Raw genomic sequence first — 22,956 nt, 5'->3', positions numbered from 1 at the left:
AATTACTTTCCGTGCTGTCAAGCTGGAGGCCGTCCCCGGCGCCGGCCCCTTCAGCGGTGTCGAAGCCGGCTCGGACGTACGCTAGCGATCACGATCTCCATCGGATGGGGAGGACACGTGACGTACGGCGTCATCGACACGCCCTCAGCCGTGAGGTTCGCGCCGTGAGCAAGAAGCCCGTGAGCAAGAAGCCCGTGAGCAAGAAGCCCGTGAGCAAGAAGCCCGTGAGCAAGAAGGAGCGGGACGACGGTGATGACTTCGGCGGGATGAGCATCGCCGGCGTGGGCCTGGTTCTGGCCGTCGCGGCCCTGGCACACCCCTGGAAGGCGCTCAAGGCCCTCGTGGGGCTGGCCGGTGGACTGGCCTACCGGTCGGGGCGCTGGGTGATCGAGCTGGTCATGTTCCCCTTCCGGCTGGCGGGCCTTCTGTGGTCACAGCGCATGGCGGACCGGCGCCCCACCTTCGAGGATTACCTGCACCGTGACGACGAGGACGGGTAGCTCACGACGCCTTGTCGCGCTGCCGGCGCACGATCTCGTTGATCCAGGTGGGTGCGTACGGAGACGTGCAGCCCGGGGAGGTGGGGTAGTCCTTGAGCACCTCCAGGCGCTCCCCGATGCCGATCGCACGGTCACGGTGCTCGGCGTGGTCGATCCCGATCTGCGCCAGGCAGTGGTTCATCGCCCACTGCAGGCGGTCGGGGGCGTCCTTCATCTCCGCCTCGATGACGTCGAGCAGCCCGGGGAGGTCGAGCACGTCGGGCTTCTTCGTCACGCGCTCGGTGGTCAGCGCCCAGCCGGCACTCGCGATCACCGGGTCGGGATCGGCGGACCAGGCCAGGCGTAGCTCCTCGGCGTGCGGGTTCTTCTTCACGACGTAGTTCACGAGCCAGTCGTGCACCTTGGGCGCGCGTGCCTCGCGCACCATCCGGTCCAGGTCGTCACGCTCGAACGCCTTCGGGCGGCAGATCAGGATCGCCACCAGCCTCGCCGCGGTGTCACCCGTCTCCCAGAGCCGGCACGCGAGCTCCTGCTGCGTCTTCAGCCGCTTCGCGAGCGCGCGCAGCTTGCCGAGGTTCACACCGTGATCGTCACCGTGTCGCTCGTTCACCTCGCGTGCCTTCGGGTCCTCGAGCGCGGCCAGCTCGGCCATCACCTCGGCCACCGTCGTCTCGGCCATGCCGGCCTCCTTTCCATCACGTGCGAGGTTCAGCCTAGGAGAACGGATTTCACGGTGCGGGCGGTCAGTCCGGTGTCGCCGCGCCCGGCCGACCCAGCTGGTACGCGGCCAGGAGCGACGTCCAGGCCAGGACGAGCGCGATGGCGAGGGCGAAGGCGACATTGGCCACCCGGGACCCCTGAGACGCGAAGACCGAGATCCAGGCCGCGAGGAAGAGCGCGCCGGTCACCGTGCTGACGGCCGCCCGGCCGCGGCGGCCGGCCGCCGCGAAGCGCCTGCCGAACACGAAACACGCGGCGATCAGTGCCAGAAAGGCGAGGCCGGCGACGAGAAGGTGCACCATCCCTGAGGTGCTCATGGTCGTGGGCGGGCCGAGGGGCGTCCCCGGCGGGAAGCCGTCGGCCGGGTCGGCGGCGAAGAAGGCGGCGCCGACCATCCCGGCGCCGAAGACGCCGACCAGCCGCGGCCCCCAGGCGCCGCCGCCGGCCGGATCCCGTACGCGGTGCAGGCCGACCGCTCCAGCCACGAACAGCAGGCCGCTGACCACGAAGTTGGCGACCTGGATCCATCCCTGGTCGCCGTTGCTCAGCATGCTGGCCGGGTGCCGGCTGATGTCGAACCCGTCCCTGGTGAGCATCTGCAGCAGGACCACGACGATGTAGAGGGGGCCGGCGGCGGCGCCGCACATCAGCAGCGTCCGCGTCGTCCCGCCGGCCGCCATGGTTGTGGTGGTGAGGTTCCCGGTCATCGCTCTGCTCCTCGTCATGGGCGGATCAGTCGCTGCCGTTCGCGGGGGCGTACTGCTGCACGACGAACGCGACGGCCGCGGCGAGGTCGTCGTCGCCGGTACCCCAGGCGGCCTGGACCGCAGGCCCCCACGCGTGGCAGGCGGCGGTGACGAACTCCCTCGCCTCGGCCGTGGTCCCCCAGGCCGCGGAGTCGTACGTGATGCCGCGCAGGAACAGGTCGAGGCCGAGCAGCGTGAGGTCCCAGCCGCAGCCGATGCCGATCGTGACGCCGGGCCCGTGCGTGCCCACCATGCCGTCGACGATCTCGGCGGGTGCGGCGTGCTCCAGCTCCAGGACGGTCCCGCCGTCACCGCCGGGTGCGAGGCGCACGTCGACCTCGGTGGGCATGCCCTCTCCCAGGACCCAGGTCACCTTGATCAGATGGGGCTTCTCGCAGCGCAGGATCTCCCCGCCGGCGTTGTCCTTGAGCTGGAACGTGCCGCCGGGCCGCAGCTCGCCCTCGATCGGGGCGAGCCATCGGCCGATCCGGTCGGGGTCCGTGCAGGCGCTCCACACGTCCTCGATCGGGGCGTCGTACGTGCGCCGCAGCAGCAGCGAGCGGCCGGCGCCGGTGGCGACCGCCTGGTCGCCGATCTCCCGGTGAACCGCGTTGACCTGGTGCAATATGTCGATCATTCGCCGTCTTCCTTCTCGTTGTTCGGGTCCGGCCGTCCCGCCGCGGGTGGCGTCTCGTCCGGCGGGCGGCGCCGGGAACGCGTGAGCTCGGTGCCCAGCGCGTCCAGGTGCCGGCTCCAGAACCGGCGCAGGCGCTCCAGCCAGCGGCCGACCTCCCCGAGCGGTGCGGAGCGGGCGCCAGGGTGGGTGCCGGCGGCGCCGAGCACGTCGAGTGCGTGCATGAGGCCAACAATCTCACTCTTCACTTATATAAGTCAACGCTGAAGGATAGATCTCCCGGCCGGGCTGCCGTGACGCGAGGATGTTGTGGCCGCCGCTCAGCCGTCCTCGCGGGTGCTGATCGAGTCCTCGATCGTGCGAGCGGTGGCGATGAACGACCTGATCGCTTCCTCGTCCACGTTCCTGGTGGACATCTCCTCCAGGGTGGCCCACATGGCCTCGATCGGCTCGCGCATCGCCCGGCCGCGGTCGGTGAGCCAGACGTTGAGTGCCCGCCGGTCGTCCTCGTTGGGCCGGCGGGTGACGAGGCCGGCCTCCTGCATGCGGCGCAGGGACTTCGACACGGTTGAGTGGTCGAGGCCGACGCTGTCCAGCAGCTCGGACTGCGTCTGGCCGTCTCTGTCGAAGAGTTGCATGAGGAGCAGCTCCTGGCCGGGGTGGAGGCCGAGGTTGCGGAGCATGCTCCCCGCGGCGGCCCGGTGGACCCGTGCGAGGGCGAAGATGGCGTAGCTCAGGTGTCCGGCGCGTGCGGCGCTCGGCGGCTGCGATGTCGCCATGGTGGTGACCTCCCCAAATCTGTGGCCGACCACACAAATCGTAACTTAGGTTGCCAGCCACCTAAATTCGTACCTAGTATTTATGTGGCTGGCCACACAAATACTGTGGCCCGTACCGAGAGGAGCCCACGATGGCCCTGTTCACCCCCGAAGACACGGCGGTTCTGCTCATCGACCACCAGACCGGCACCATGAGCTGGGTAGGCTCGGCCGACCAGGACGAGGTCAAGACCAATGCGCTCGCCCTGGCCAAGGCCGCGGTGGCGCTGGACATGCCGCTGATCATGACCACCTCCATGGAAGATCACGCGCAGGGCCCCCTGCTGCCGGAGTTCGCCGAGATCGCCCCCAAGGAGTACGAGGGCCGCATCCGGCGCGCGGGCGTGGTCGACGCCATGGACGACCCCGCGTTCGCCGCCGCGGTACGGGCCACCGGCCGCCGCAACCTGATCATCGCCGGAGTGACCAACGACGTCTGCACGGTCTATCCCACCTTGACCGCGCTGCAGCAGGGATATCGCGTGCAGGTCGTCGCCGACGCCGGCGGGTCGATGACCAAGGCGGCCGACGAGATCGCGCTGCACCGCATGGACCAGGCCGGGGCCGGCATCGCCTCGACGAACATGATCCTCACCCAGCTGGCCCGCAACTGGGCGTCGCCGGCCGGCCAGAAGATCATCCCCATCGTCGCCGCCCTCATCCCGGCGTCATGACGCGCGCTCGAAGGAGCAGACCATGAGCATCCCCTACCTGGCCCAGCCCGAACAGCAACAGAAACTGGAATGGCTCGGCGGCAGCACCTTCTCCGTCCTGCTGGACAGCGCCGCCACCGGCGGTCGGCTCACCGTCGGGCGGTTCGACGCCCCGCGTGGCCAGGCCCCGCCGTTCCACCTGCACACCCGGGAGGACGAGGTTTTCATGCTGATCCAAGGCACCGCCCTGGTCTGGGCCGGCGACCAGGAGTACGAGCTGTCCGAAGGCGGCATCGTCTACCTGCCCCGCAACGTCCCGCACGGCTACCGCATCACCTCCGAACGGGCCGACCTGCTGCTGATCGCCACGCCGGGAGGCCTGGAGGGCATGTTCCGCCACGCCGGACGCGACATGTCCACGCCGAGGCCCGAGGGCTTCGAGATCGCCGAGGACGCCCTGGCCGCCGCGGCCGACGCCTACGGCCAGGTCGTCGTCGGCCCGCCCCGATGAGGAAGCACCGCGCCGGGGCCGGTGTGACCGGTTCCGGCCCCGGCGGCCGTACGCGCGAAAGCGCCCGGCCGTCGCGGGGCCGCGTCCCCTACTGCCGGCCGAGCTTGAGCAGCAGCCCGGCGAGCTCGACCGGCATGGTGATCATGCAGTCGTGGCCGGTCTCCAGCTCCCACACCTGCGCCGGGGTCCCGTTCGGCTGCGTCGCGGGCACGGGCCGGCGCGTGATGCCTTCCGGCATCCCGGCGACGCAGTGGATGTGCGTCCTGGGGACCGCGTTCACGGCCGGGTTGTCCAGCCGGACCGGTTGCTGGAGGCAGCGCACCGGCTGGTCCGACAGCATCGTGCGCAGCCAGGCGACGTCCGCCGGATCGGTGACCCCGAACAGGCCCGCGGGCGGCGGCAGCTCGGGCAGCGGCGGGACCCGCCAGCCGCTGCCGGACTCCAGGGCGCGCTCGATCAGGGTGCGGGTCACGGGTTGCACGTCGGCCGCGCTCTCGCCGTCCTCGGGGACCATCGCGTCGAGGTAGACCAGGTGCGCGATCCGATCCGGGATCTGGTTGGCCGCGGACGAGATGACCAGCCCGGCGTAGCTGTGGCCGACGAGGACCACGTCGGTGAGGTCCTCCTCGGTGATCAGCCCGACGATGTCGGCGACGTGGGTGTCGAGCCCGACCTCGGGGCCGAGCAGGTGCGCCTTGTCGCCGTAGCCGGTCAGCGACGGCGCGGCCACCCGATGCCCGGCCGACTCCAGCAACGGGACCACCCGCTCCCAGCACTGTCCGCTGTGCCAGGCACCGTGTACGAGCACATATGTCGACATCGTGCAGCTCCTTGCTTCTCCGGTAGAGGACGAGGGCCGCCTTCCGAGCTCGCCCGGCGCCTGTGAGGCGTCTGTTCCGGTGCGCGCTCCTCGCGCGGAAACGGCGGCTCGGCGGCCCGCTGACCAGGCTGCGGCCCGGGCCGGGAAGGAGCCAGATCCCTGGCGATCCTGGGGGTGACAGGACCAGGCACCTGCGCGTACGCGCAAATACAGTGGAGGGATGAGCGGCGAAACGAACCTGCTGGGCGACTACGTGCGCGCCCGCCGCGAGCTCGTCACTCCCGAACAGGCCGGCATCCCGGTTACAGGGGTACGGCGCGTGCCGGGCCTGCGCCGGGAAGAGGTCGCGATGCTCGCCGGCATCAGCGCCGACTACTACATGCGCCTGGAACAGGGCCGTGACCGCAACCCCTCCGTGCAGGTCCTCGAGTCGCTCGCCCGCGTGCTGCGGCTGGACGACGACGCGACGGCGTACCTGCTGCGCCTCGGCACGGACAGGCCCCGGCGGCGCACGCGCCGGCCCCGGAGGGAGGCGATCCCTCCGGGCATCGCCAAGCTCGTCGCCACGCTGCCGCTCCCCGCGTACGTCGAGGGCCGCTACTTCGACGTCCTCGCCGCCAACGCGCTGGCCACCGCGCTGTCACCGCGCCTCGTGGCAGGGGGCAACCGCCTGCGGGACGTGTTCCTCGACCCTGCCGAGCAGGCCCTCTACCCCGACTGGGAGGACGCCGGCGGGGGCATGGTCGCGGGCTTCCGCGAGTCCGTCGGCACCGACACGGACGACCCCCGCGTCATCGAGCTCGTCGGGGAGCTCTCCCTCGCCAGCCCGCGCTTCAGCCGACTGTGGGCCCGCCACGACGTGGTGGCCTGCGAAGGCGCGCCCAAGCGCATCCACCACCCCCAGGTCGGTGCCCTGCGGCTGAACCGGGAGAGGCTGGGCGTCGGCGGGGCGGAAGGCCAGACGCTCGTCGTCTATCACCCGGACCCCGGCACTGACAGCGCCGAGAAGCTCGCACTCCTCGCCTCAATGACCGCCCTCGACGTCGCGCGGTGACGAGGAGCGCTCGTTCGGCGGGCCCTCCGTGCTCGGGTCGAGCAGGGCCCAGATCTCGGTGAGGTTGCGCAGGTGCTCGTCGTCGAGCCGGTCGAAGAAGAGCGTGCGCAGGTCGCTGTGCTGCCGCCGCCAGGCCTTGCGCAGGAGAGCCCTGCCCTCCTTGGTCAGGACCGCCGTGAAGCCGCGGCCGTCCTCGGCCGCCCGCCGCCGCTCGATCAGCCCGCGGCGCTCCAGCCGGTCGGCGAGCCTCGTGAACCCGCCGGTGGACATCAGACGTCGCTGCGCGAGCTCCGACATCCGCATGCCGTCCCGGCCGGCCTCGCCCAGCAGCGCCAGGACGCTGTACTCGGCCATGCTGACATTGAGCGGAGCGAGCCCGGCCTCGATCGCCCGCCAGATCCGATCGTGGGTGAGCAGGAACCCCCGCCACGCCTCGTCTTCGAGCTCTCCCAGCCTCTCGGTCGCCATGAGCAGCACCGTATCGCCTCCGCGCCCCGGCTGGCCGCCGACCCCGGAATAACTATCTGCACAGGCAGGTTAACGGCCACGTGGCTCCGGCCTCCCGGAGAGGCGGGAAGGAGAAGATCACGGACACACCGACGTGGCCGACCTCACCGGGTGTCCGGCACGCGACCTGACGGACTTCGCCCGCGACCATGCCGCCGCCTTCGCCCGTCCGTGAAAGTTTCACCGGCAGGCGCAGGTCAGCGCGCCGATCCCGGCCTGCCGGTTGACGGCCCTCCCCGCTCGTGCGATCAAGACTCGAGAAGGGGCAGCCACATCCCTCATTAGGCTGCTCTCCCAACTTATTCCGGCACGGGCATCCGTACGACCAGTGGGAAAGCGCTTACCAACAAGAAGCGCAGAAAGCAGGGACAGCGGCCTTGACACTCAAATCCCAGTCCAGAGGCGGCTGGCGCCGCCTGATCGCGACCGTGGCCGCCATGGTCATGGCCATGGCGGGCGCCACCGCCGTGACGGCGCTCCCGGCCGAGGCGGCCAGCGTCGACACCAGCGCCTGGTACGTGCTGGTCAACCGGCACAGCGGCAAGGCGCTCGACGTGTACAACCTGGCCACCAATGACGGCTCGCCGCTCGTGCAGTGGCCCCGCAACGACGGCAACTGGCAGCAGTGGCAGTTCGTCAGCTCGGGAAGCGGCTACTACCGGCTCAAGTCGCGGCACAGCGGCAAGGTGGTGGACATCTACGAGTGGTCCACCGAGGGCGGCGCGCAGGTCGTCCAGTGGGCCGACCTCAACGGCGCCAACCAGCAGTTCAGGCTGGTCGACTCCGACAGCGGCTACGTACGGCTGATCAACCGCAACAGCGGCAAGGCCCTGGAGGTGTGGGAGTGGTCGACCGCCGACGGCGCCCGCATCTCGCAGTGGGACGACCTCAACGGCGCCAACCAGCAGTGGCAGCTCGTCAAGGTGGGCAGCGGCGGCGGTGACGGCGGTGGCGGCGACGGCAGCGGCTCGTGGCCGAGTGACACCGGCAGCGTGCACATCACCGAGACCCGGAACGCCGGGACGTTCTTCGACGGCGGCATGAAGCGCTACTACGGCATCGGCGACGGCGGCCAGAGCGAGAGCCAGGACCCGATGTTCGAGGTGGCCAACGGCGGCACCATCCAGAACGTCATCATCGACGCCCCGGCCGGCGACGGCATCCACTGCCTGGGCTCGTGCACCATCCGCAACGTGTGGTGGAACGACGTGGGCGAGGACGCCGCGACGTTCATGTCGTCCAGCTCCTCGGCCACCTACCTCGTAGACGGCGGCGGCGCCAAGTCCGCCTCCGACAAGGTGTTCCAGCACAACGGAGCCGGCACGCTGACCATCAGGAACTTCCAGGTGCACAGCTCCGGCAAGCTCTACCGGGCCTGCGGCAACTGCTCCTCCTCCTACCAGCGGCACGTGGTCATGGACGGCGTCACCGCCCGTTCCACCAAGGTGCTGGCCGGCATCAACACCAACTGGGGCGACACCGCCCGGTTCAGCCGGATCACGGTGTACGGCAGCGCCACCATCTGCGAGAAGTACCGCGGCGTGCCCAAGGGCCAGGAGCCGGAGAAGATCGGCTCCGGCGCCGACGGCGTGAACTGCATCTACTCCTCCTCCGACATCACCTACCGCTAGGCAGGTGAACCAGGGCCTTGAGGGAGCGCGCCCTTCCTCAAGGCCCGCCGCCGGCGAGCGGGGGGCGGGTGGTGGTTTGATGGACGGGCTCGCCTGTCGTGTTCCAGCCGGCGCCGTACGGGATCAGTGACAAATGCCTGAACAACCGGCGAACCTTGCGGAGCGGGCCGAAGTTCGGCGAAATAACCGCCCTAAAGTTCCTTCTGGCCGGGGAAAACGTACGGAAGGTGCGTCTGTGGCGGATGCGTTCGAGGCGGAGATCAGCGAGCTCGCGGGTGAGATCAACCAGCACCTGACCCGTGCCCGCGAAGCGTACGAAGAACTCGCCGCCCTTGAGCACACGGCACGTTCCGAGGACGGGATGGTGAGCGTGACCGTCGGCCGGCACGGTCACCTGCGCGGCATCCAGCTCAACCCCCGCGTGTACCGAGCCATGTCGCCCTCGGAGCTGGCTGACGCGATCATGCGGCAGGCCGGCGAGGCCACCGCCGCGGTCTCCGAACGCGGCAGGCGGCTCCTGACGCCTCTCATGCCGGAGGGCGTGCCGTACGAGGAGATCTTCGGGGAGCGCGCCACGCTCGACCCGTTCTTCCCCGGTCCCGTGGAGCCGCCCCCGTGAGCGGCTACTACGCGGAGTTCGGGGCGCTGCACCGCGAGGCCAGGGTCTACGACGAGCTGGAGCGCCACGCCGAGGAGGTGCGTGACGAGCTGCGCGCCGCCTTCGACCGGGACAGAAACACGCTCGGCGACGACGCGTACGGCGCCGAGCTGGCCAGGAAGCTGCCCGGAATCGAGCGCGGCATCTTCGACGCGCTGAAGGCGCACCTCGACGAGCTGGAGCGCGTCGCCTCGGGCCTGGGCGCGAGCGCTCGCACCTACGAGGCGCCGGAGCGGCCCCACGCCGGGCGCGGCTGATCGTCCATGGGCTTCGACGGGCTCCTGGTGCCCGACTGGGCCAAGCCGTACGTCGGCTGGGTGGTCGGGATGGACTGGCCGGAAGGGGACGAGTCCGGCTGCTTCCGGCTGGCCGACGCCTGCGTGACCGCCGCGCACCGGCTGGTCGAGGGCACCGGCGCCGACCAGCCGGGAAGCGCGACCAGGATCGGCTCCGCGTGGGACGGCGAGGCCCATCTCGCCTTCGCGGCGCATGTCGAGAGGGTGGCCGGCGGTCAGGTCGCCGCCGTGGTCAAGCAGCTGGTGGAGGCCGCTGTCGCGCTCAACGGCGTGGGAGTGCAGATCCAGTACGCCAAGTACATGATCGAGGTCACCGTCTGGCTGCTGATCGCGCAGCTGGCGTACCTGCTGGGGGCGGCCCTGGTCGGCGGCGGGCAGGCGCTGGCGCTCATCCCGCCACGCCTCCGGCTCGCACGGATGACGGTGGCGCAGATCGCCAGGCAGTGCCTGCGCAACATCGCGCTGTTCGCCGGGATCGTGGCCGGCATGGACCTGGGCGTCCAGGCCGTGCAGCTGGCGCAGGGCCGCAGGGACGAGATCGACGTCCGGCAGCTCGCGATCTCGGCGCTGAGCGGGGGCGCGATGGGCGGGCTCATGGGGCTGGTCTCCGGCGGGCTGAGCCGGCTGGCCACGCCCGCCCTTCGGGCCGGCCTGACCAGGGCCGAGATGTCCACGGCCGAGAAGCTGCTGGCCGCGGCCAACTCGTCGCTGTACGGGCAGGCCGCGCAGTACGCCCTGACCGGCGGCATCACGACGGCGGGGACCATGCTGGCCGAGGGGAATTTCAGCTGGGACCTCCTGGCCAAGGGCATCACGTCCAGCGCGCTGGGGGCGGACGGGCAGCACCTGCTCACGACCCTGCCCTATGGCCCCGACGCCGCCCACGTACCGGACGCCGTGCGAGCACCCGACTCCGCGCGCGTGCCCGAGAGCGGCGGGGATACGGCACTGGCGGCGGCCGGGGCTGACGGCCCGGCGGTGCGCGAGGATGGGCCGGACATGCATCCGCCGCGCACCATCGAGATCGGCGCCCTGGGCGAGACGGCCGTGCACGACGTCACGGTGCCGGCAGCACCGAGGGCGGCGGCTCAGGCGCTGGCCGACGGCATCACCGGCGTCACCAAGCGGGAGCGCGCCGCGATCCGCGACTGGCTCGCGCAGGCACTCTCCCACGGCGACCGCGACGCCTGGACCGAGCACCTCCAGAGGGGCGTGGCCCTCAGAGCCGGGGACAAGGTCATCTACCTCAAGCTGAGGCCGGCAGACTTCACGTACGTGGAGCATCCGGGCCTTGCGCCCGAGAAGCCGGTCGCGTTCGGCGGGAACGGCGTGGAGGGCAAGTCGTCGCACGCCTCGACCCTGGAGCGGACGGCAGGGCTGATCCGCGCGCTGAACCACTCGTCCGACGAGGCCGAGGCGAACGCCCTGCCGCGTACGGGCATCAGCAGCACGTCGCGCACGACCCACACGAACAGCGTCGAGGTGATCAGTGGCCACAAGACCGTCTCCCCGGCGCACGACTTCTTCGCCGCGGACATCACCCTGGACGTCTACCGCGACGGCGAGATGGTCACGACGACGGCGGCGGTCCCCGAGCTGTCCGTGACGCTCCCCTTCCCCAAGCAGTTCACCCGCGAGGGCCCGCTGCCGGCCGCCGACCACCCTCCGGCGCTGCCCCGCCACGAGGTCCCGGCCGGGGCCGAGCACAAGTTCCGCGATCACGGGATCGCGATCAGCGGGATGGACGTCACTCCCGTGGTGCTGGAGGTGCAGCGCCGGGCGCTGTCGGCGGGCGTGCCCGCGGGCGAGGTGGTCAAGATCGTCGAGCACCTCACCTCCACCCTGCTCAACGAGCAGGGGATGAAGAACCGCAGCCAGTCGTTGATGTCGAGCGGGGCCGCCTCCGAGGCGGTCAGGTACAGGAGCTCCGCGCTGCGATCGGCGGAGGACTCCATCGAGGTCACCGGCCGGATCACGCGGATCGAGCCCGTCGACGGGAGCGGGCGGCCGCCGGTCGAGGCGATGTTCCGGGACGACCTGGGGCGGCGCGAGAGCGAGGGGACGGCCCGTCGGCAGGGCGCGAGCGTCAACGTGCACGCGGGCGGCAAGATCGGCGTGAGCCTCGGCGACAGGGCGGAGGTCCTCGGGCGGGCCATCGGCGGGTTCGGCTTCGGCTCCGACCACGCGACGACCACCCTCCGGGCGCACGGCAACCACACCGTCCTGACCAGGACGGCCGACGTCGCCGCGTACGACGCGCACATGCGGCTCCAGGTCGAGAGCGAGAGGCTGGGCACGTTCGAGGTCGAGGTGAAGGCCGAGCTGACCGTGCCGGCGCGCGACGCGCCCGGGATGGAGCGGGACGTCTTCGGCCACGATCTCCGGCCGCAGGGGGAGTTCAACGACATCCGGCGCAAACTCGCCGATCTCCACCAGGAGCTGGACGACGTACGCGCGGAGTTCGTACAGGATGAACTCCCGCATCGCGGCTACGACCCGCACCCGCTGGAGCCGGAGACGCTGGCGGCCGGGCGGGGGACCGGGCTGGGCAGCGGCATCCGCGTCCACTCGGAGACGCTCCTCAGCACGGGCATCCGCCAGGCTGTCGACGAGGCGCTGCCCGACCTGTCGCCGGGGATCAGGCGGCAGGTCGTGCGGGACATCGAGAGCCGCTTCGGGGGCGTGGCCCTGGAGGCGGACCTGACGCATGCCCTGCACGGGATCAGGTACGAGAGGTCGATCGGCGGCTACACCTTCGAGGTCCTGGCCGAGGGCGCGTTGGGCCGGCGGCACGAGGTCGGCTCGACCGACATGACGGCCAACGAGCGCCGGATCACGTCGCGGATGGACACCAGCCAGCGGGAGACCACCGCCGGCGGCCGCGCGGAGGTGCGCGCCGCCGCGCGTCTGGAGGTGGGCGAAGGGCTCAAGATCGACCCGGCCAACCTGGCGCTGATCGGGAGCGGCGCGAAGGCGGAGAGCGTCGGCTTCTCCGCCGGCCACACGAGGTACGACCGTACGGAGACCGGCGGCGGCTTCACCGTCACGCGGGATCTCTCCTTCGACGTCAGGATGCGGATCTCGCGGAACGGCACAGAGGTGACGAACACGTCGTGGGAGGTGCACGGCAGCCGGGCGGAGATCCTCGTACCGCATTCCCACCTGCCGGAGGAGCCGGTGCTGGCGGGGGACGTCGCGCGGCTGGGGCGCGTCGAGTCGTCGGTCGAGCCGCCCGGCGACGTGTGGGCGCATGACGACCGGCTGCACGCCATCGTCCGGCTGGGCGCGATGCCCGACCTGCCGCAGGTGGTGGCCAGGGCTTACGCCGACTGGGCGGGGCTGCCGGCGCCGGTCGAGCGGCTGGACGTGCCGGCGGTGTTCGAGACCGCCACCGACGTGATCAGGCTGGAGACCATGATCACGTCTCACCCCGACGGCCTGCACCACACCGTGTCCGAACGCGGGGGCTGGCGTCACGACGTGCACGTCAAGGCCGAGGTGGCCGGGTTGAGGCACGTCAGGTCGGGGACCGGGGTGGAGCACGAGATCTACTCCAACAGCAACTCGAAGATGACGGACGGCGAGCGCGGCAGGCGGTCCCTCGGCGGGCACGCCAGGACCGGCCTGCGCGCCACCCTCGGCCGCGACGGGGAGGCGGGAGAGCACGCGAGGGGGAGCGAGCGGAAGATCGTGGCGCGGGCCGGGGTGCACGGCGCCGCGAAGCGGATGACGCTGGAGAGCTCCTACCTGGGCGGCAGCGACGTCGCCCGGGTCACGTACTCGGACGAAAGCACCTCTCACTGGTATCGCGGGGACCTCGTCCTGGAGGTCACGCCGACCAGGACCGACGGGGAGACGGTCGAACGGGGCCCCACCACGTACGTCCGGGTCGAAGAGATCATGGACGTCGTCCTGCCCGACGAGGTGGCACGCCGTCACGGGCTGGACGGGCCGGAGCCCGCGGGGCGGGCGACGGAGACGGCCCGCGCCTACTCCGCGCCGGAGGCCGCGATGGGCACCGCCTTCGTCCAGCACCTCGACGCGCGAGCCGTACTCCCGAGGATTCTGGACAGTCTCCGCGACGAGCAGCTGCTCCTCCCCGGGCAGGAGCTCACGAACCATCCGGTCGCCGAGCACCTGCGCGGCCACTACGGCCAGGACGCGCTCGCCACGAAGCTGGGCGAGCTGCGCGGGAACGGGGTTTCCTCGTGGCTGTTCGTCACGGACGAGCACGGCCGGGTCGTCGAGCGCGTGGGCATCCGGGTCACGGCCGAGGTCGGTGACGGCGTACACGTCGGCGAGCGTCCCGACACCGGCCTCATGCTCCGCAGCGAGCGCCTCAGCGGCGACATGAGCCTGCGCGAGGCGGGCACGGACCACGGTACGGAGCTGCTCGCGCGCTACTCCACGTCCTCCGACGGCCGGCTGCGGGGGGCCGAGGTCGGGTACGCGAACGACCGCGACGCCCACACCGTGGACGCGCACGGGACGAACGCGAAGGACATCAACCGCTACCAGACGCGCGAGGCCCCGCAGGAGTTCACGCACCCGGTGACGTACGAGATCACGCTGGAGCGCGCCCACGTCCGGCCGGTCCTGGAGCCCGTGCAGGGCGCGGCCCGCAACGTGCTGCTCAGGGTGGGCGAGGCGACCGGGCACGACGGGGCCGTACGGCTCTTCGACCGGCACGTCGGCGTCACCTCGACGTCCAGAGCGGTCGCGGACGGCGAGGTCGGCGTGCTGGTGCCGGGGCACCTCACCACGGAGGTCCCGCCGGGCACCCCGGTCACCGCGCGCACGCCGGTCGCCGCCGCGGACCCGCGGTGGGCGGACGCGGCGGGACCGGGCACGGTGGCCACCACGCTCGGGCGGGGCGTCCCCAAGGGGGAGGTCAGCCAGGTCGCCTTCCCGGCCGCCACGGTGGTGGAGCAGTGGGCGCCCGTGGCCGCGGTGCCGCCGCGCCTCCGGGAGGGGGCGCCGTCGCTGGACCACCGGCCCGGCGGGTTCGAGCTCTCGCGCCCGGCCGGCATGTCACTGGCCGAGGCCACCAAGGAGCGGACCATGCGCGCCCACCTGCACCGGCTTCTCGCGCATGACTACGAGATCCCGGGGGTCGGCAGGGTCGGGATCGACGTCAACGGGGCCCGCGAGATCGCCGGCGCGCTGGTCAAGCAGCGCGTCTACGCGCAGACCATGAGCACCGCCGGGCACGGCCAGGAGCACGGCCGGGGCCGGGCCGCCCGGGCGGGCGTGTCCGCCGGATCGGCCGGCGAGGGGAACCTGGGCTTCGGCGGGGTCGGCGGCAGCGTGAAGACGGCGGACGAGGCCGCGTCGCGCCACGCCGACGTCGTCGAGCGCAACTTCCTGGAGGAGCAGCACGAGAACACGTACCTCGAGCTCGACATCTCCGTCGTCCTCTACGGCGCGGGCAGGCCGCTGGTGGTCGACGTCGACAGGGGCCTCTACCTGCGGCTCACCCCTGACGGGCTTGCCGGGTTCGAGGCCGCGCATCCTGGGGTCATCGCGCGCTGACCCGGCCGGGTACGCCCGGTCGCCACCGGGCGAGCGCGTCCGGTCACGCGGGCACGCGTCCCGTCAGGTGGGGGACGCGTCCTGTCACTCGGGTACGGGTCCGGTCACTCGGGCACGCGTACCGTCCCGATGCCCAGGGTGCTGGTCATGGGCAGCAGGCCCGACTCGAACACGGCGCCCAGCAGCGGCCGGTTGAGCTCGGCCAGGCGCGCGGCCCCCGCCTCGCCCAGCGCCTGCCACGGCCCGGCCGCCAGCTCGTCGGTGAGCCGCTCGACCTGGTCGCGCAGGGCCTGCCCGGCCGGGGTGGCGGTGCCGTCCGCGTCGACGAGGCCGCGACCGGCCAGCCGTTCCCGCGCGGCCTCCCACTCCTCGTCGCTCCAGCCCCGCCCGGCGAAGTTGGCGACCGGCGCTGCCCCGACGGCGGCGAAGGAGACCAGCGCCTCGCAGCCGTCCAGGCCGGCGGCGCGCAGCGCGGTCAGGTGGCCGTCACCGCGGTGCTCGCGCAGCACCGTGTACGCCTGCCACAGGGCGAGGTGCGGCTCGTCCGGCCACGGCAGGTCGAGGTTGGCCGCGGCCAGCGGCCGGTGGGTGAGGTCGGCGCTCTCCGCCGCCCGGATCGCCAGCTCGGCGGCCTCCTTCAGCTGGTCCGTCCCGTCGAACATCGCGCGGAGGGTGTGGTCGACCGCCCGCAACCGGGCGTCGAGCACCTGCTGCGGCGTCGCGGTGGCCCAGATGGCGGGAACGAACCCGGAGATCATCGCGGGGCTGAAGCTGTAGGAGATGGCGGTCACCAGCCGCGGTCCCGCGGCGCCCAGCGGCGCCGCCCGCCAGGCGAAGTAGCTGGGCCAGCGTGACTCGACGTCGTAGCCGAGCTTCGCCGCCTCCTCGAACGCCTGCGGGCTGAAGTACACCGTCGCGTGCACCGGCTCGATCTGATGCCACATCTGCCGTGCGAGTTGCCCGGACATCGACACATCCTCACTGTCTAGATACGTTATGACGGTGACGATAGAGGCATGGCGCATCACTGGTCAACAGGAAATAGACAGTTATGTCGGCAGATGGGCGGAGCGGGCCGTTCTGCTGGTGAACTGTCTGGCCGTCACCACCGCGCACGGCCGGGCCACCACCCCGCCGCGCTCGGGCGAGGAGAGGCTCGCCGCGATCAGCGCCCGCCTGCCCGAGTCCGGCCCGTTCACCGCCGCCGACGCCGACGGCCTGGCGGAGGTCGCCGCCGAGTTGCGGCCGGTGTTCGGCGCGGGCGATCAGATCCGGGTGGTCGCGACGCGACTCAACGACCTGCTGATCCGGCACCGCGCGGTGCCCAGCCTGCTCGGCCACCCCGACCAGAGGCTCGTGCTCGCCTTCCACCGGGCCGGCGCGCCGCTGGTGGACGCCTGGGCGGCGGACATCGGCACGGCACTGGCCATGGTCATCGGCGTGGGCCAGTCGGACCGCCTCGGCGCCTGCCAGGCCGGGAAGTGCTCGCTGGTGTTCTTCGACACGACGCGCAACGCCTCGCGGCGCTTCTGCGACCTGTCGTGCCAGAACCGCGCCAAGGCCAGCGCCTACCGGGCCAGGCGCGCGGGCCGCTCGCTCTGAGGGCTTTACCGCCTCGGTGCGAATGCGGCGCGAATACCCGAGCGGCGTGGTCACGGTGGCGGACGATCGCGTCACCGTGGCGGTGCCGACGGCCTGACGCCCGGCCGCCGGGCGGCGTGATTATCGCCGTCACGAGCGGGGATGTCGCTGGGCATGGGTCAAAAGACGATCTCCCTGAGGCGGGCAGCCCACGTCGCCGTGCTCTCTCTCGTGGTCATCCCGATCACCGCCGCCCTCACCGCCCCCCGGGCGGCGGCCGAACCGCGCAAGCGAGCACAGGCCGAGACCGCGACCCTCGCCCGGCGCATGCTGGCCCAGCTCAAGGTCGCCCGGCCGTTATCGATCCGCGGCTACAAGCGCGAGCGGTTCCAGCCTCGTTGGGAGCATCACAAGGGCACGTGCAGCACCCGCGAGACGGTCCTGGCCCGCGACGCGCGGCGGGTGCGCCGCGACGCCTCCTGCCATCCGGTCAAGGGGAGCTGGTACAGCCCGTACGACGGCAAGCGCCTCACCAGCGAGAAGCAGGTGGACGTCGATCACGTCGTGCCGCTCGCCTACGCCTGGCGCTCGGGCGCCAAGCGCTGGAGCAAGGCCAAGCGGCGGGCCTTCGCCAACGACCTCACCCGCCCCGAACTCCTCACCGTCAGCCACTCCGCCAACATCGCCAAGGGCGGCCAGGGCCCGCAGAGCTGGCGCCCGCAGCGCCGCGCCTACTGGTGCCGGTACGCCACCTCGTGGATCACCGTCAAGCACCACTACCGGCTCTTCGTGACCCGCAGGGAGCGGGTCGCCCTGCTCAACATGCTCCGTACCTGCTGAAACCGTGCCCGTCTCAGCTCGTGGCGAGCCGGGCGGTGTCCTGCCGCTCCTGCGGGCGCCACAGCGGGACGAGCGCCACCAGGTAGCCGGCGGCGCTGACCGGGATCAGGTTCAGCGTCGCCAGCGGCAGCAGGCTGGAGACCAGCACCACGGCCACGCTCCACCAGGGCAGCGTGCGCTCGCGGGCCAGCATCGCGGTGAGCGCGATCATCCCGATGTACAGCAGCTGGGGGCCGACCTGGTAGAAGGCGAGATCGACGCCGGGCACGGAGTGGAACTGCGCGCTGAGCTCGCGCATGCCGGCCTTGTCGGCCGCGAGCAGCCCCTCCACGATGTCGGCCACGAACTGCACGATCGAGGTCGCCGCGCCGACCAGCGAGACGACCACGACGGCCTCCCTGACCCAGCCGGGGGCGAGGAGGCGGCGGATGGCGAGCACCAGCGGGACGAACAGGATCAGGCCGGCCAGGTTGGCCAGGTGGGCGGCCTGCCAGTCGAGGCCGGGCCCGTACACGCCGTCCATCCGGCCGACGAGCCGGATGATCCCGTACGCGAGCATGAGGAGCGGTGCCGCGACGGCGGCGAGCTTGGCGATTTTCATGCCACGATCTTCATCTCGCGGGGCGGCACGGGCATCAGGGTTCGCCCGGGGATCGCCCTGACGCGACCCCTGGACGGCCCGGACGCGGGTTTGCCCATGTCACAGGTTGACATCAATGTCCCGTAAGCCGGATCACAAAATTTCTTATCGGCACAGGTGTGCCGTGCCCGGATCGCGACCGTTCCGTGACGATCCTGAAAGCTTTCCCGCAAGGCAGAGGCTCGGCGCTGGTCGACGCGTTTACCCTGGTCAGCGCCATGTTGCAATCACCGCAACAGGTCTTCGAGCCGTGACGGCGTCCAGGAAGCGGACAAGCTTGCTGCCCTACCCCGTCGCCCCGGTACCTCAAACATCGCCGCCCGAAATCGCCGCCAAAGGGCACGTGAGGCGGTCCGCTAGGTTCGGGGCACATGTTGGCGAAACACATCGCCGGTCCGATGAACGCGCGGAACGGCAGGTCCGCCCGTTGCTGAAGATCCGCTCGGACAAGCATGGTAACGACATCGGGACGAACGGGAGCGAAGCGTGACGGCCCACCGCTGGACACGTCGGGATTTCTTCAAGAGCTCGGGACTGACCGTGGCGGCGCTCGCCGGCGCCCCGGCCCTGATCGCCGGTTGCAGCCGCGTCGACAACGGTGGTGGTAGCACCGGTGCCAGCGTGGAGGCCGACCCACTCGCCAAGTTCAAGCAGGCGGGCACGATCAAGGTCGGCATCGCCAACGAGCAGCCGTACGGCTACCGCGACAAGGACGGCAACCTGACCGGCGAGGCCCCCGAGGTGGCCCGCGTGATCTTCAAGGCGCTCGGCGTGGAGAACCTGGAGGCGCAGATCGTCGACTCCTTCGGCTCCCTGATCCCGGGGCTGCAGTCCGGACAGTACGACTTCATCGCCGCCGGCATGTTCATCACCCCCGAGCGGTGCGCGCAGATCGCCTTCTCCAACCCCGACTACGCCGCCGCCAACGCGTTCCTGGTGGCCAAGGGCAACCCCAAGCAGATCACCAGCTTCGAGGACATCGCCAAGGGCGGCGCCAAGGTCGGCGTGCTCGAAGGCGCCGTCGAGAAGGGGTACGCGGAGAGCGGCGGCGTCAAGGGCGACCAGATCAAGGTCTTCCCCAACCAGAACGCCGCGTTCAAGGGCATTCTCGCCGGCCGGGTGGACGCCATCGCGCTGACCGCCGTCTCGCTGCGCTGGACCCTCCAGCAGCAGTACGCGGACGAGGCGCTCGAGGTGACCGAGTCGTTCGTCCCGGTCGTCGACGGCAAGGAGCAGGTCGGCGCCGGCGGCTACGGCTTCCGCAAGAACGACACCGCGCTCCTGCAGGCGTTCAACGCCGAGCTGAAGAAGCTGCAGGACGCCAAGGGCGTGCTGCCGATCATCGAGAAGTTCGGCTTCACCCAGACCGAGGTCGACAACGCCGCCAAGCTCACCGCCCAACAGCTGTGCGCGGGTTCCTGACACCAGCATGATCACCATCAATCCGTGCAGCGCGGAACTGCCCGGCGCCCTCGGCGAGACGATGCCCTTCCTGTGCGACGGGGCCGTGATCACGCTGCAGAGCGCCGTCGGCGGCTCCGTGCTCGCCATCGCCATCGCCCTGCCCGTGGGGCTGATGGCGACCTCGCGCCACCGGGGCGTGCGGGCCGCCGCCCGCGTCTACATGGAGTTCTTCCGCGGCACCTCGGTGCTGGTGCAGCTGTTCTGGCTGTTCTACGCGATGCCCCTCCTCACCGGCTTCCAGCTGGACAAGCTCTTCGCCGGCATCCTCGCGCTCGGCCTCAACCTCGGCGCCTACGGCTCGGAGGTCGTGCGCGGCGCGGTGCGCGCCGTGCCGCGCGGCCAGCTGGAGGCCGCCGTCGCGCTCAACCTCTCGCCGTTCCAGCGGATGCGGTACGTCGTGCTGCCGCAGGCGTTCGTCGAGATGGTCCCCCCGATGAACAACCTGCTCATCGAACTGCTCAAGGCGACGTCGCTGCTGTCCGCCATCACCGTCGCCGACCTGGCCTACGAGGGCCGGTTGCTGGTCAACTCCGGCAGCGACCAGCTGATCGTCTTCGCACTGCTGCTGGCGATCTACTTTCTGCTCTCGTACCTGATCACGTTGTTGATGAGGTTCGTCGAAGGGCGGGCCGCCCGGGTGGTGGGCCGTGAGAGACCGCGGCGCCGGGCCGCGACGGCAGTGGAGGCGGCCCGATGATCTGGGACTGGGACTGGACGCTGGAGATCCTCCCCGGGCTCCTCACCCAGGGTCTGCTCGTCACCTTCCAGGCGACGCTCGGCGGGGCCGTGCTCGCCTTCGTCCTGGGGCTCTTCGTGGCGCTGCTGCGCCGCTCGCGCCGGCCGTACATCAGCCGCCCGGTGGGGGCGATCAGCGAGTTCATCCGCAGCACGCCGCTGCTGGTGCAGCTCTTCGTCCTCTACTACGTGATGCCGGACTTCGGGGTCAGGATGACCGCGCTGACGACCGGGATCATCGGGCTCGGCGTGCACTACGCGTCCTACACCTCCGAGGTGTACCGGGCGGGCATCGAAGGGGTCCCGAAGGGCCAGTGGGAGGCGGCGATCGCCCTCAACCTGCCGCGCCACTGGACCTGGATCAGCGTCGTCCTCCCGCAGGCCGTACGCCGGTCGCTGCCCGCCCTCGGCAACTACCTCGTCGCGATCTTCAAAGAGTCTCCGCAGCTGTCCGTCATCACCGTCGTCGACGTCATCGGACTCGCCCGCGAGCTCGGCTCAGAACGCTTCCGCTACCTGGAGCCGATGACCATCGCCGGCCTGTTCTTCCTGCTCATCGCGATCCCCGCGTCGATCCTCATCCGCCGTATGGAGCGCCGCCTTGACACCTGAAACCCAGCCCGGCACCCAGGCCGAGGAGCCCCTGATGATCCGGTTCGACCAGGTCGTCAAGCGGTTCGGCGACGTGACGGTCCTGCGCGAGCTGGACTTCCACGTCAAACCCGGCGAGCGCGTCACGCTGATCGGCCCGAGCGGGTCGGGCAAGACCACGATCCTGCGCCTGCTGATGACCCTCGAACGGGTCACCTCCGGCACCATCCACGTCGACGGCGAATGCCTTTCCCACGTCCGGCGCGGCGACCGGAAGGTGCCCGCGGACGAGCGCCACCTGCGCCAGGTCCGCAAGAAGATCGGCATGGTGTTCCAGCAGTTCAACCTCTTCCCGAACATGAACGTCCTGCGCAACATCACCGAGGCGCCGGTCCGCGCCCTCGGCGTCCCGCGCGAGCAGGCGGAGGAGAAGGCGCGCGAGCTGCTGGACATGGTGGACCTGGCCGACAAGGCGCAGGCGCACCCGTCGCAGCTGTCCGGCGGGCAGCAGCAGCGGGTCGCCATCGCGCGGGCCCTCGCGATGGAACCCGAGGTGCTGCTGCTCGACGAGGTCACCTCGGCGCTCGACCCCGAACTCGTCTCCGGCGTGCAGAACCTCCTGCGCGACATCGCCCACCAGGGCAACCTGACCCTGCTGTGCGTCACCCACGAGATGAACTTCGCCAGGGACATCTCCCACCGGGTCCTCATGTTCGACCAGGGGCAGATCGTCGAGGAGGGGCCGCCCGAGCAGATCTTCACGGAGCCGGAGCAGCAGCGCACCCGGGACTTCCTGCAGGCCGTACTGAACGCCTGAGGGAGCCGCGGGCGCGCCGCCCGCCGTGCTCTAGCTGGGTGTTCAGCCGGGTTCAGCTGGGTTCAGCTCCGCTCGGCCCCGCTCAGTCGCAGTGCTCGAAGGGGCTGGTGTACGAGCTGCTGCCGACCGAGCCGCCCCACCTGACGCAGGTGCCTGGCGCGCTGCGCTTGACGGGGCCCGCGTAGTAGCCGTAGCTGCCCGAGTCGGTGGTCCTGCTCGCGCCCTGCGGTTCCAGGAACGCCGACATGGACGACGGCGTGCCGACGTTCGACGTCTTCATCGTCACGACGCAGTTGTAGCCGTTGCCGGAGTTGTAGAGCAGGTACGTGCGGCCGCCGGTGAGCCCGGCCGAGTCGATGACCGAGTAGCCGCTGCCGCAGACCTCTTCGGGGGTGTAGGGGTTGCCGCCGCAGTTGTTGGAGCTGGTGATGGCCTTCTTCTGGCCGAGGGACACGGTCACGCCGTCCACGGTCGGGCTGGTGTCCATCGCGCCGCCCGAGGTCCGCTGCTCGTAGTGCAGGTGCGGCGCCGTGGAGCCGCCCGTCGAGCCGACGGTCCCGATCGCGGTGCCCTGGCCGACGGTCATCGAGCCGCCGGCGGCCCGCACCATGGTGGCGAGGTGCGCGTAGCGGGTCCTGGTGCCGTCACCGTGAGTGATCTCGATCCACTTGCCGTAGCTGGTGCTTCCCGCGTCGTGGAAGGTCGCGGTCCCCGCCGCGGTGGCCCGTACGGTCTCCCCGTTGATGGCGTCGCTGCCGTAGTTCTGCCAGTCGATGGAACCCGACGGGTTGTGGCCGGGGGTCCAGTTGTTGGCGTAGAACGTCTTGCCGCAGTTGAACGGGCTCTTGTGCGACACGGCGAGGACGCCGGCGCTGCTGGTCTGCGCCGAGGCGGCCAGGGGGACGAGGGTCGTCGCTAAGGCGAGTGACAGGGCGGTGAGGGTCTTCGACCAGGTGGGGGTGGGGGGCATGCTCACCTCTCTGGACAGGTGCGTATGGGGGGATACGGTGTGGCGCGCCCAGATCATCGATGTGATGGTGAACATAACTCTGAAATTTCTTTTCATCAATGTCGCGCAGATGAAATTTTCTAGCCCGCGCTGCGGACAGCGGGTGTGCGGCAGCCTGTGAAGCGCTCTCCGCCTTGCGGCGTTTTATCGAGATATTTCGGGCAGAGAGCGCTCTCTTGACAGTGCCCCTGATCGTGCC

Annotated in this window: 25 protein-coding genes; 15 read left to right on the top strand and 10 right to left on the bottom strand. The window is 70.8% G+C overall.

Translation table 11 applies throughout. The features are described from left to right. Positions 1–164 precede the first annotated feature (164 nt). Positions 165–500, top strand: coding sequence for a hypothetical protein (locus tag FH608_RS06140; RefSeq protein WP_139629296.1), 336 nt, complete (start codon positions 165–167; stop codon positions 498–500). A gap of 1 nt (position 501) precedes the next feature. On the opposite strand, the gene FH608_RS06135 is transcribed toward FH608_RS06140, so the two are convergent. From FH608_RS06135 to FH608_RS06115, 5 genes are all read right to left on the bottom strand, one after another. Continuing rightward, positions 502–1,179: a DNA alkylation repair protein gene (locus FH608_RS06135; protein ID WP_139629294.1), complete on the bottom strand. Its 678-nt coding sequence runs from the start codon at positions 1,177–1,179 to the stop codon at positions 502–504. A 64-nt stretch (positions 1,180–1,243) separates the two neighbouring features. Then, a complete protein-coding gene (locus FH608_RS06130; protein ID WP_139629292.1) occupies positions 1,244–1,927 on the bottom strand; it encodes a DUF998 domain-containing protein in 684 nt (227 codons plus the stop codon). Between the two features lie 25 nt (positions 1,928–1,952). Next, positions 1,953–2,603, bottom strand: coding sequence for an SRPBCC family protein (locus FH608_RS06125; RefSeq protein ID WP_139629290.1), 651 nt, complete (start codon positions 2,601–2,603; stop codon positions 1,953–1,955). Continuing rightward, positions 2,600–2,824 (bottom strand): hypothetical protein, encoded by a 225-nt coding sequence (locus FH608_RS06120; protein ID WP_139629288.1) that lies wholly within the window; start codon positions 2,822–2,824, stop codon positions 2,600–2,602. Before FH608_RS06120 ends, FH608_RS06125 begins: the two co-directional genes overlap by 4 nt. A gap of 96 nt (positions 2,825–2,920) precedes the next feature. Beyond that, the gene (locus FH608_RS06115; protein ID WP_139629286.1) at positions 2,921–3,379 is read right to left on the bottom strand and encodes a MarR family winged helix-turn-helix transcriptional regulator; all 459 of its coding nucleotides are present in this window, start codon (positions 3,377–3,379) and stop codon (positions 2,921–2,923) included. A 131-nt stretch (positions 3,380–3,510) separates the two neighbouring features. Here FH608_RS06115 and FH608_RS06110 point away from each other — a divergent pair, with 131 nt between their 5' ends. After that, positions 3,511–4,092, top strand: coding sequence for an isochorismatase family protein (locus FH608_RS06110; protein WP_139629284.1), 582 nt, complete (start codon positions 3,511–3,513; stop codon positions 4,090–4,092). A gap of 22 nt (positions 4,093–4,114) precedes the next feature. Then, on the top strand, positions 4,115–4,582 hold the full coding sequence (locus FH608_RS06105) for a cupin domain-containing protein (RefSeq protein WP_139629282.1): 468 nt from the start codon (positions 4,115–4,117) through the stop codon (positions 4,580–4,582). A gap of 88 nt (positions 4,583–4,670) precedes the next feature. On the opposite strand, the gene FH608_RS06100 is transcribed toward FH608_RS06105, so the two are convergent. Continuing rightward, positions 4,671–5,402 carry an alpha/beta fold hydrolase gene (locus FH608_RS06100; protein ID WP_139629281.1) on the bottom strand — a complete coding sequence of 244 codons (732 nt, stop codon included), beginning with the start codon at positions 5,400–5,402 and terminating at the stop codon, positions 4,671–4,673. Positions 5,403–5,622: 220 nt separating this feature from the next. Between FH608_RS06100 and FH608_RS06095 the strand changes: the two genes are divergently transcribed. Then, entirely contained in the window at positions 5,623–6,456 is an 834-nt protein-coding gene (locus FH608_RS06095; protein WP_139629279.1) for a helix-turn-helix domain-containing protein, read from the top strand. On the opposite strand, the gene FH608_RS06090 is transcribed toward FH608_RS06095, so the two are convergent. Beyond that, complete coding sequence (locus FH608_RS06090; RefSeq protein ID WP_139629277.1) at positions 6,427–6,924, bottom strand: MarR family winged helix-turn-helix transcriptional regulator; 498 nt, start codon at positions 6,922–6,924, stop codon at positions 6,427–6,429. The genes FH608_RS06095 and FH608_RS06090 overlap by 30 nt on opposite strands. Before the next feature lie 416 nt (positions 6,925–7,340). On the opposite strand from FH608_RS06090, the gene FH608_RS06085 reads away from it, so the two are divergent. The 4 genes from FH608_RS06085 to FH608_RS06070 all read left to right on the top strand — a co-directional run bounded on the left by FH608_RS06085 (position 7,341) and on the right by FH608_RS06070 (position 15,080). Continuing rightward, positions 7,341–8,594: a pectate lyase gene (locus FH608_RS06085; protein ID WP_317135548.1), complete on the top strand. Its 1,254-nt coding sequence runs from the start codon at positions 7,341–7,343 to the stop codon at positions 8,592–8,594. Positions 8,595–8,829: 235 nt separating this feature from the next. Beyond that, positions 8,830–9,213 (top strand): YbaB/EbfC family nucleoid-associated protein, encoded by a 384-nt coding sequence (locus FH608_RS06080; protein WP_226899052.1) that lies wholly within the window; start codon positions 8,830–8,832, stop codon positions 9,211–9,213. Then, positions 9,210–9,509 (top strand): hypothetical protein, encoded by a 300-nt coding sequence (locus FH608_RS06075; RefSeq protein WP_139629273.1) that lies wholly within the window; start codon positions 9,210–9,212, stop codon positions 9,507–9,509. Before FH608_RS06080 ends, FH608_RS06075 begins: the two co-directional genes overlap by 4 nt. A gap of 6 nt (positions 9,510–9,515) precedes the next feature. Then, the gene (locus FH608_RS06070; RefSeq protein ID WP_139629271.1) at positions 9,516–15,080 is read left to right on the top strand and encodes a WXG100-like domain-containing protein; all 5,565 of its coding nucleotides are present in this window, start codon (positions 9,516–9,518) and stop codon (positions 15,078–15,080) included. A 104-nt stretch (positions 15,081–15,184) separates the two neighbouring features. On the opposite strand, the gene FH608_RS06065 is transcribed toward FH608_RS06070, so the two are convergent. Next, entirely contained in the window at positions 15,185–16,048 is an 864-nt protein-coding gene (locus tag FH608_RS06065; protein ID WP_139629269.1) for an SCO6745 family protein, read from the bottom strand. A gap of 118 nt (positions 16,049–16,166) precedes the next feature. Here FH608_RS06065 and FH608_RS06060 point away from each other — a divergent pair, with 118 nt between their 5' ends. Together FH608_RS06060 and FH608_RS06055 are read left to right on the top strand one after the other, a co-directional pair. Further along, positions 16,167–16,682, top strand: a complete 516-nt coding sequence (locus FH608_RS06060) for a CGNR zinc finger domain-containing protein (protein ID WP_226899051.1) — start codon at positions 16,167–16,169, stop codon at positions 16,680–16,682. A 153-nt stretch (positions 16,683–16,835) separates the two neighbouring features. Continuing rightward, positions 16,836–17,501: an HNH endonuclease family protein gene (locus tag FH608_RS06055; RefSeq protein ID WP_139629266.1), complete on the top strand. Its 666-nt coding sequence runs from the start codon at positions 16,836–16,838 to the stop codon at positions 17,499–17,501. Between the two features lie 13 nt (positions 17,502–17,514). Here the strand turns inward: FH608_RS06055 and FH608_RS06050 are convergent, their stop codons facing one another. Next, positions 17,515–18,102: a hypothetical protein gene (locus tag FH608_RS06050; protein WP_139629264.1), complete on the bottom strand. Its 588-nt coding sequence runs from the start codon at positions 18,100–18,102 to the stop codon at positions 17,515–17,517. A gap of 525 nt (positions 18,103–18,627) precedes the next feature. Between FH608_RS06050 and ehuB the strand changes: the two genes are divergently transcribed. From ehuB to ehuA, 4 genes are read left to right on the top strand one after another with little or no spacing between them, the layout of a single operon-like run. Then, entirely contained in the window at positions 18,628–19,563 is a 936-nt protein-coding gene (gene ehuB, locus FH608_RS06045; RefSeq protein ID WP_139629262.1) for an ectoine/hydroxyectoine ABC transporter substrate-binding protein EhuB, read from the top strand. A 7-nt stretch (positions 19,564–19,570) separates the two neighbouring features. After that, positions 19,571–20,302 carry an ectoine/hydroxyectoine ABC transporter permease subunit EhuC gene (ehuC, locus tag FH608_RS06040; protein WP_226899050.1) on the top strand — a complete coding sequence of 244 codons (732 nt, stop codon included), beginning with the start codon at positions 19,571–19,573 and terminating at the stop codon, positions 20,300–20,302. Then, positions 20,299–20,952, top strand: a complete 654-nt coding sequence (gene ehuD / locus FH608_RS06035) for an ectoine/hydroxyectoine ABC transporter permease subunit EhuD (RefSeq protein ID WP_139629260.1) — start codon at positions 20,299–20,301, stop codon at positions 20,950–20,952. Before ehuC ends, ehuD begins: the two co-directional genes overlap by 4 nt. A 34-nt stretch (positions 20,953–20,986) precedes the next feature. After that, entirely contained in the window at positions 20,987–21,748 is a 762-nt protein-coding gene (gene ehuA / locus FH608_RS06030) for an ectoine/hydroxyectoine ABC transporter ATP-binding protein EhuA (protein ID WP_139629887.1), read from the top strand. Positions 21,749–21,830: 82 nt separating this feature from the next. Here ehuA and FH608_RS06025 read toward each other — a convergent pair whose 3' ends face one another. After that, positions 21,831–22,718 carry a M23 family metallopeptidase gene (locus FH608_RS06025; RefSeq protein ID WP_139629258.1) on the bottom strand — a complete coding sequence of 296 codons (888 nt, stop codon included), beginning with the start codon at positions 22,716–22,718 and terminating at the stop codon, positions 21,831–21,833. Here FH608_RS06025 and FH608_RS51280 point away from each other — a divergent pair. Further along, positions 22,717–22,878, top strand: coding sequence for a hypothetical protein (locus FH608_RS51280; RefSeq protein WP_153260709.1), 162 nt, complete (start codon positions 22,717–22,719; stop codon positions 22,876–22,878). The two genes, FH608_RS06025 and FH608_RS51280, sit on opposite strands and share 2 nt — an antisense overlap. Positions 22,879–22,956 lie beyond the last annotated feature (78 nt).

This window comes from Nonomuraea phyllanthi, from assembly GCF_006334985.2.
GTDB classification, from domain to species: domain Bacteria; phylum Actinomycetota; class Actinomycetes; order Streptosporangiales; family Streptosporangiaceae; genus Nonomuraea; species Nonomuraea phyllanthi.
Note: the sequence above shows the minus strand (reverse complement) of the source record. Positions and strands in the feature narration are given on the sequence as shown.

What these genes read in the sequence shown, in the direction of transcription:
- FH608_RS06120 (WP_139629288.1), bottom strand. Translation starts at nt 2,824, where the DNA reads ATGCACGCACTCGACGTGCTCGGCGCCGCCGGCACCCACCCTGGCGCC.
- ehuA (WP_139629887.1), top strand. Translation starts at nt 20,987, where the DNA reads ATGATCCGGTTCGACCAGGTCGTCAAGCGGTTCGGCGACGTGACGGTC.
- FH608_RS06055 (WP_139629266.1), top strand. Translation starts at nt 16,836, where the DNA reads ATGGGTCAAAAGACGATCTCCCTGAGGCGGGCAGCCCACGTCGCCGTG.
- FH608_RS06135 (WP_139629294.1), bottom strand. Translation starts at nt 1,179, where the DNA reads ATGGCCGAGACGACGGTGGCCGAGGTGATGGCCGAGCTGGCCGCGCTC.
- FH608_RS06105 (WP_139629282.1), top strand. Translation starts at nt 4,115, where the DNA reads ATGAGCATCCCCTACCTGGCCCAGCCCGAACAGCAACAGAAACTGGAA.
- FH608_RS51280 (WP_153260709.1), top strand. Translation starts at nt 22,717, where the DNA reads ATGCTCACCTCTCTGGACAGGTGCGTATGGGGGGATACGGTGTGGCGC.
- ehuC (WP_226899050.1), top strand. Translation starts at nt 19,571, where the DNA reads ATGATCACCATCAATCCGTGCAGCGCGGAACTGCCCGGCGCCCTCGGC.
- FH608_RS06115 (WP_139629286.1), bottom strand. Translation starts at nt 3,379, where the DNA reads ATGGCGACATCGCAGCCGCCGAGCGCCGCACGCGCCGGACACCTGAGC.
- FH608_RS06100 (WP_139629281.1), bottom strand. Translation starts at nt 5,402, where the DNA reads ATGTCGACATATGTGCTCGTACACGGTGCCTGGCACAGCGGACAGTGC.
- FH608_RS06070 (WP_139629271.1), top strand. Translation starts at nt 9,516, where the DNA reads ATGGGCTTCGACGGGCTCCTGGTGCCCGACTGGGCCAAGCCGTACGTC.
- FH608_RS06095 (WP_139629279.1), top strand. Translation starts at nt 5,623, where the DNA reads ATGAGCGGCGAAACGAACCTGCTGGGCGACTACGTGCGCGCCCGCCGC.
- FH608_RS06130 (WP_139629292.1), bottom strand. Translation starts at nt 1,927, where the DNA reads ATGACCGGGAACCTCACCACCACAACCATGGCGGCCGGCGGGACGACG.
- FH608_RS06125 (WP_139629290.1), bottom strand. Translation starts at nt 2,603, where the DNA reads ATGATCGACATATTGCACCAGGTCAACGCGGTTCACCGGGAGATCGGC.
- FH608_RS06065 (WP_139629269.1), bottom strand. Translation starts at nt 16,048, where the DNA reads ATGTCCGGGCAACTCGCACGGCAGATGTGGCATCAGATCGAGCCGGTG.
- FH608_RS06090 (WP_139629277.1), bottom strand. Translation starts at nt 6,924, where the DNA reads ATGGCGACCGAGAGGCTGGGAGAGCTCGAAGACGAGGCGTGGCGGGGG.
- FH608_RS06110 (WP_139629284.1), top strand. Translation starts at nt 3,511, where the DNA reads ATGGCCCTGTTCACCCCCGAAGACACGGCGGTTCTGCTCATCGACCAC.
- ehuD (WP_139629260.1), top strand. Translation starts at nt 20,299, where the DNA reads ATGATCTGGGACTGGGACTGGACGCTGGAGATCCTCCCCGGGCTCCTC.
- FH608_RS06050 (WP_139629264.1), bottom strand. Translation starts at nt 18,102, where the DNA reads ATGAAAATCGCCAAGCTCGCCGCCGTCGCGGCACCGCTCCTCATGCTC.
- FH608_RS06025 (WP_139629258.1), bottom strand. Translation starts at nt 22,718, where the DNA reads ATGCCCCCCACCCCCACCTGGTCGAAGACCCTCACCGCCCTGTCACTC.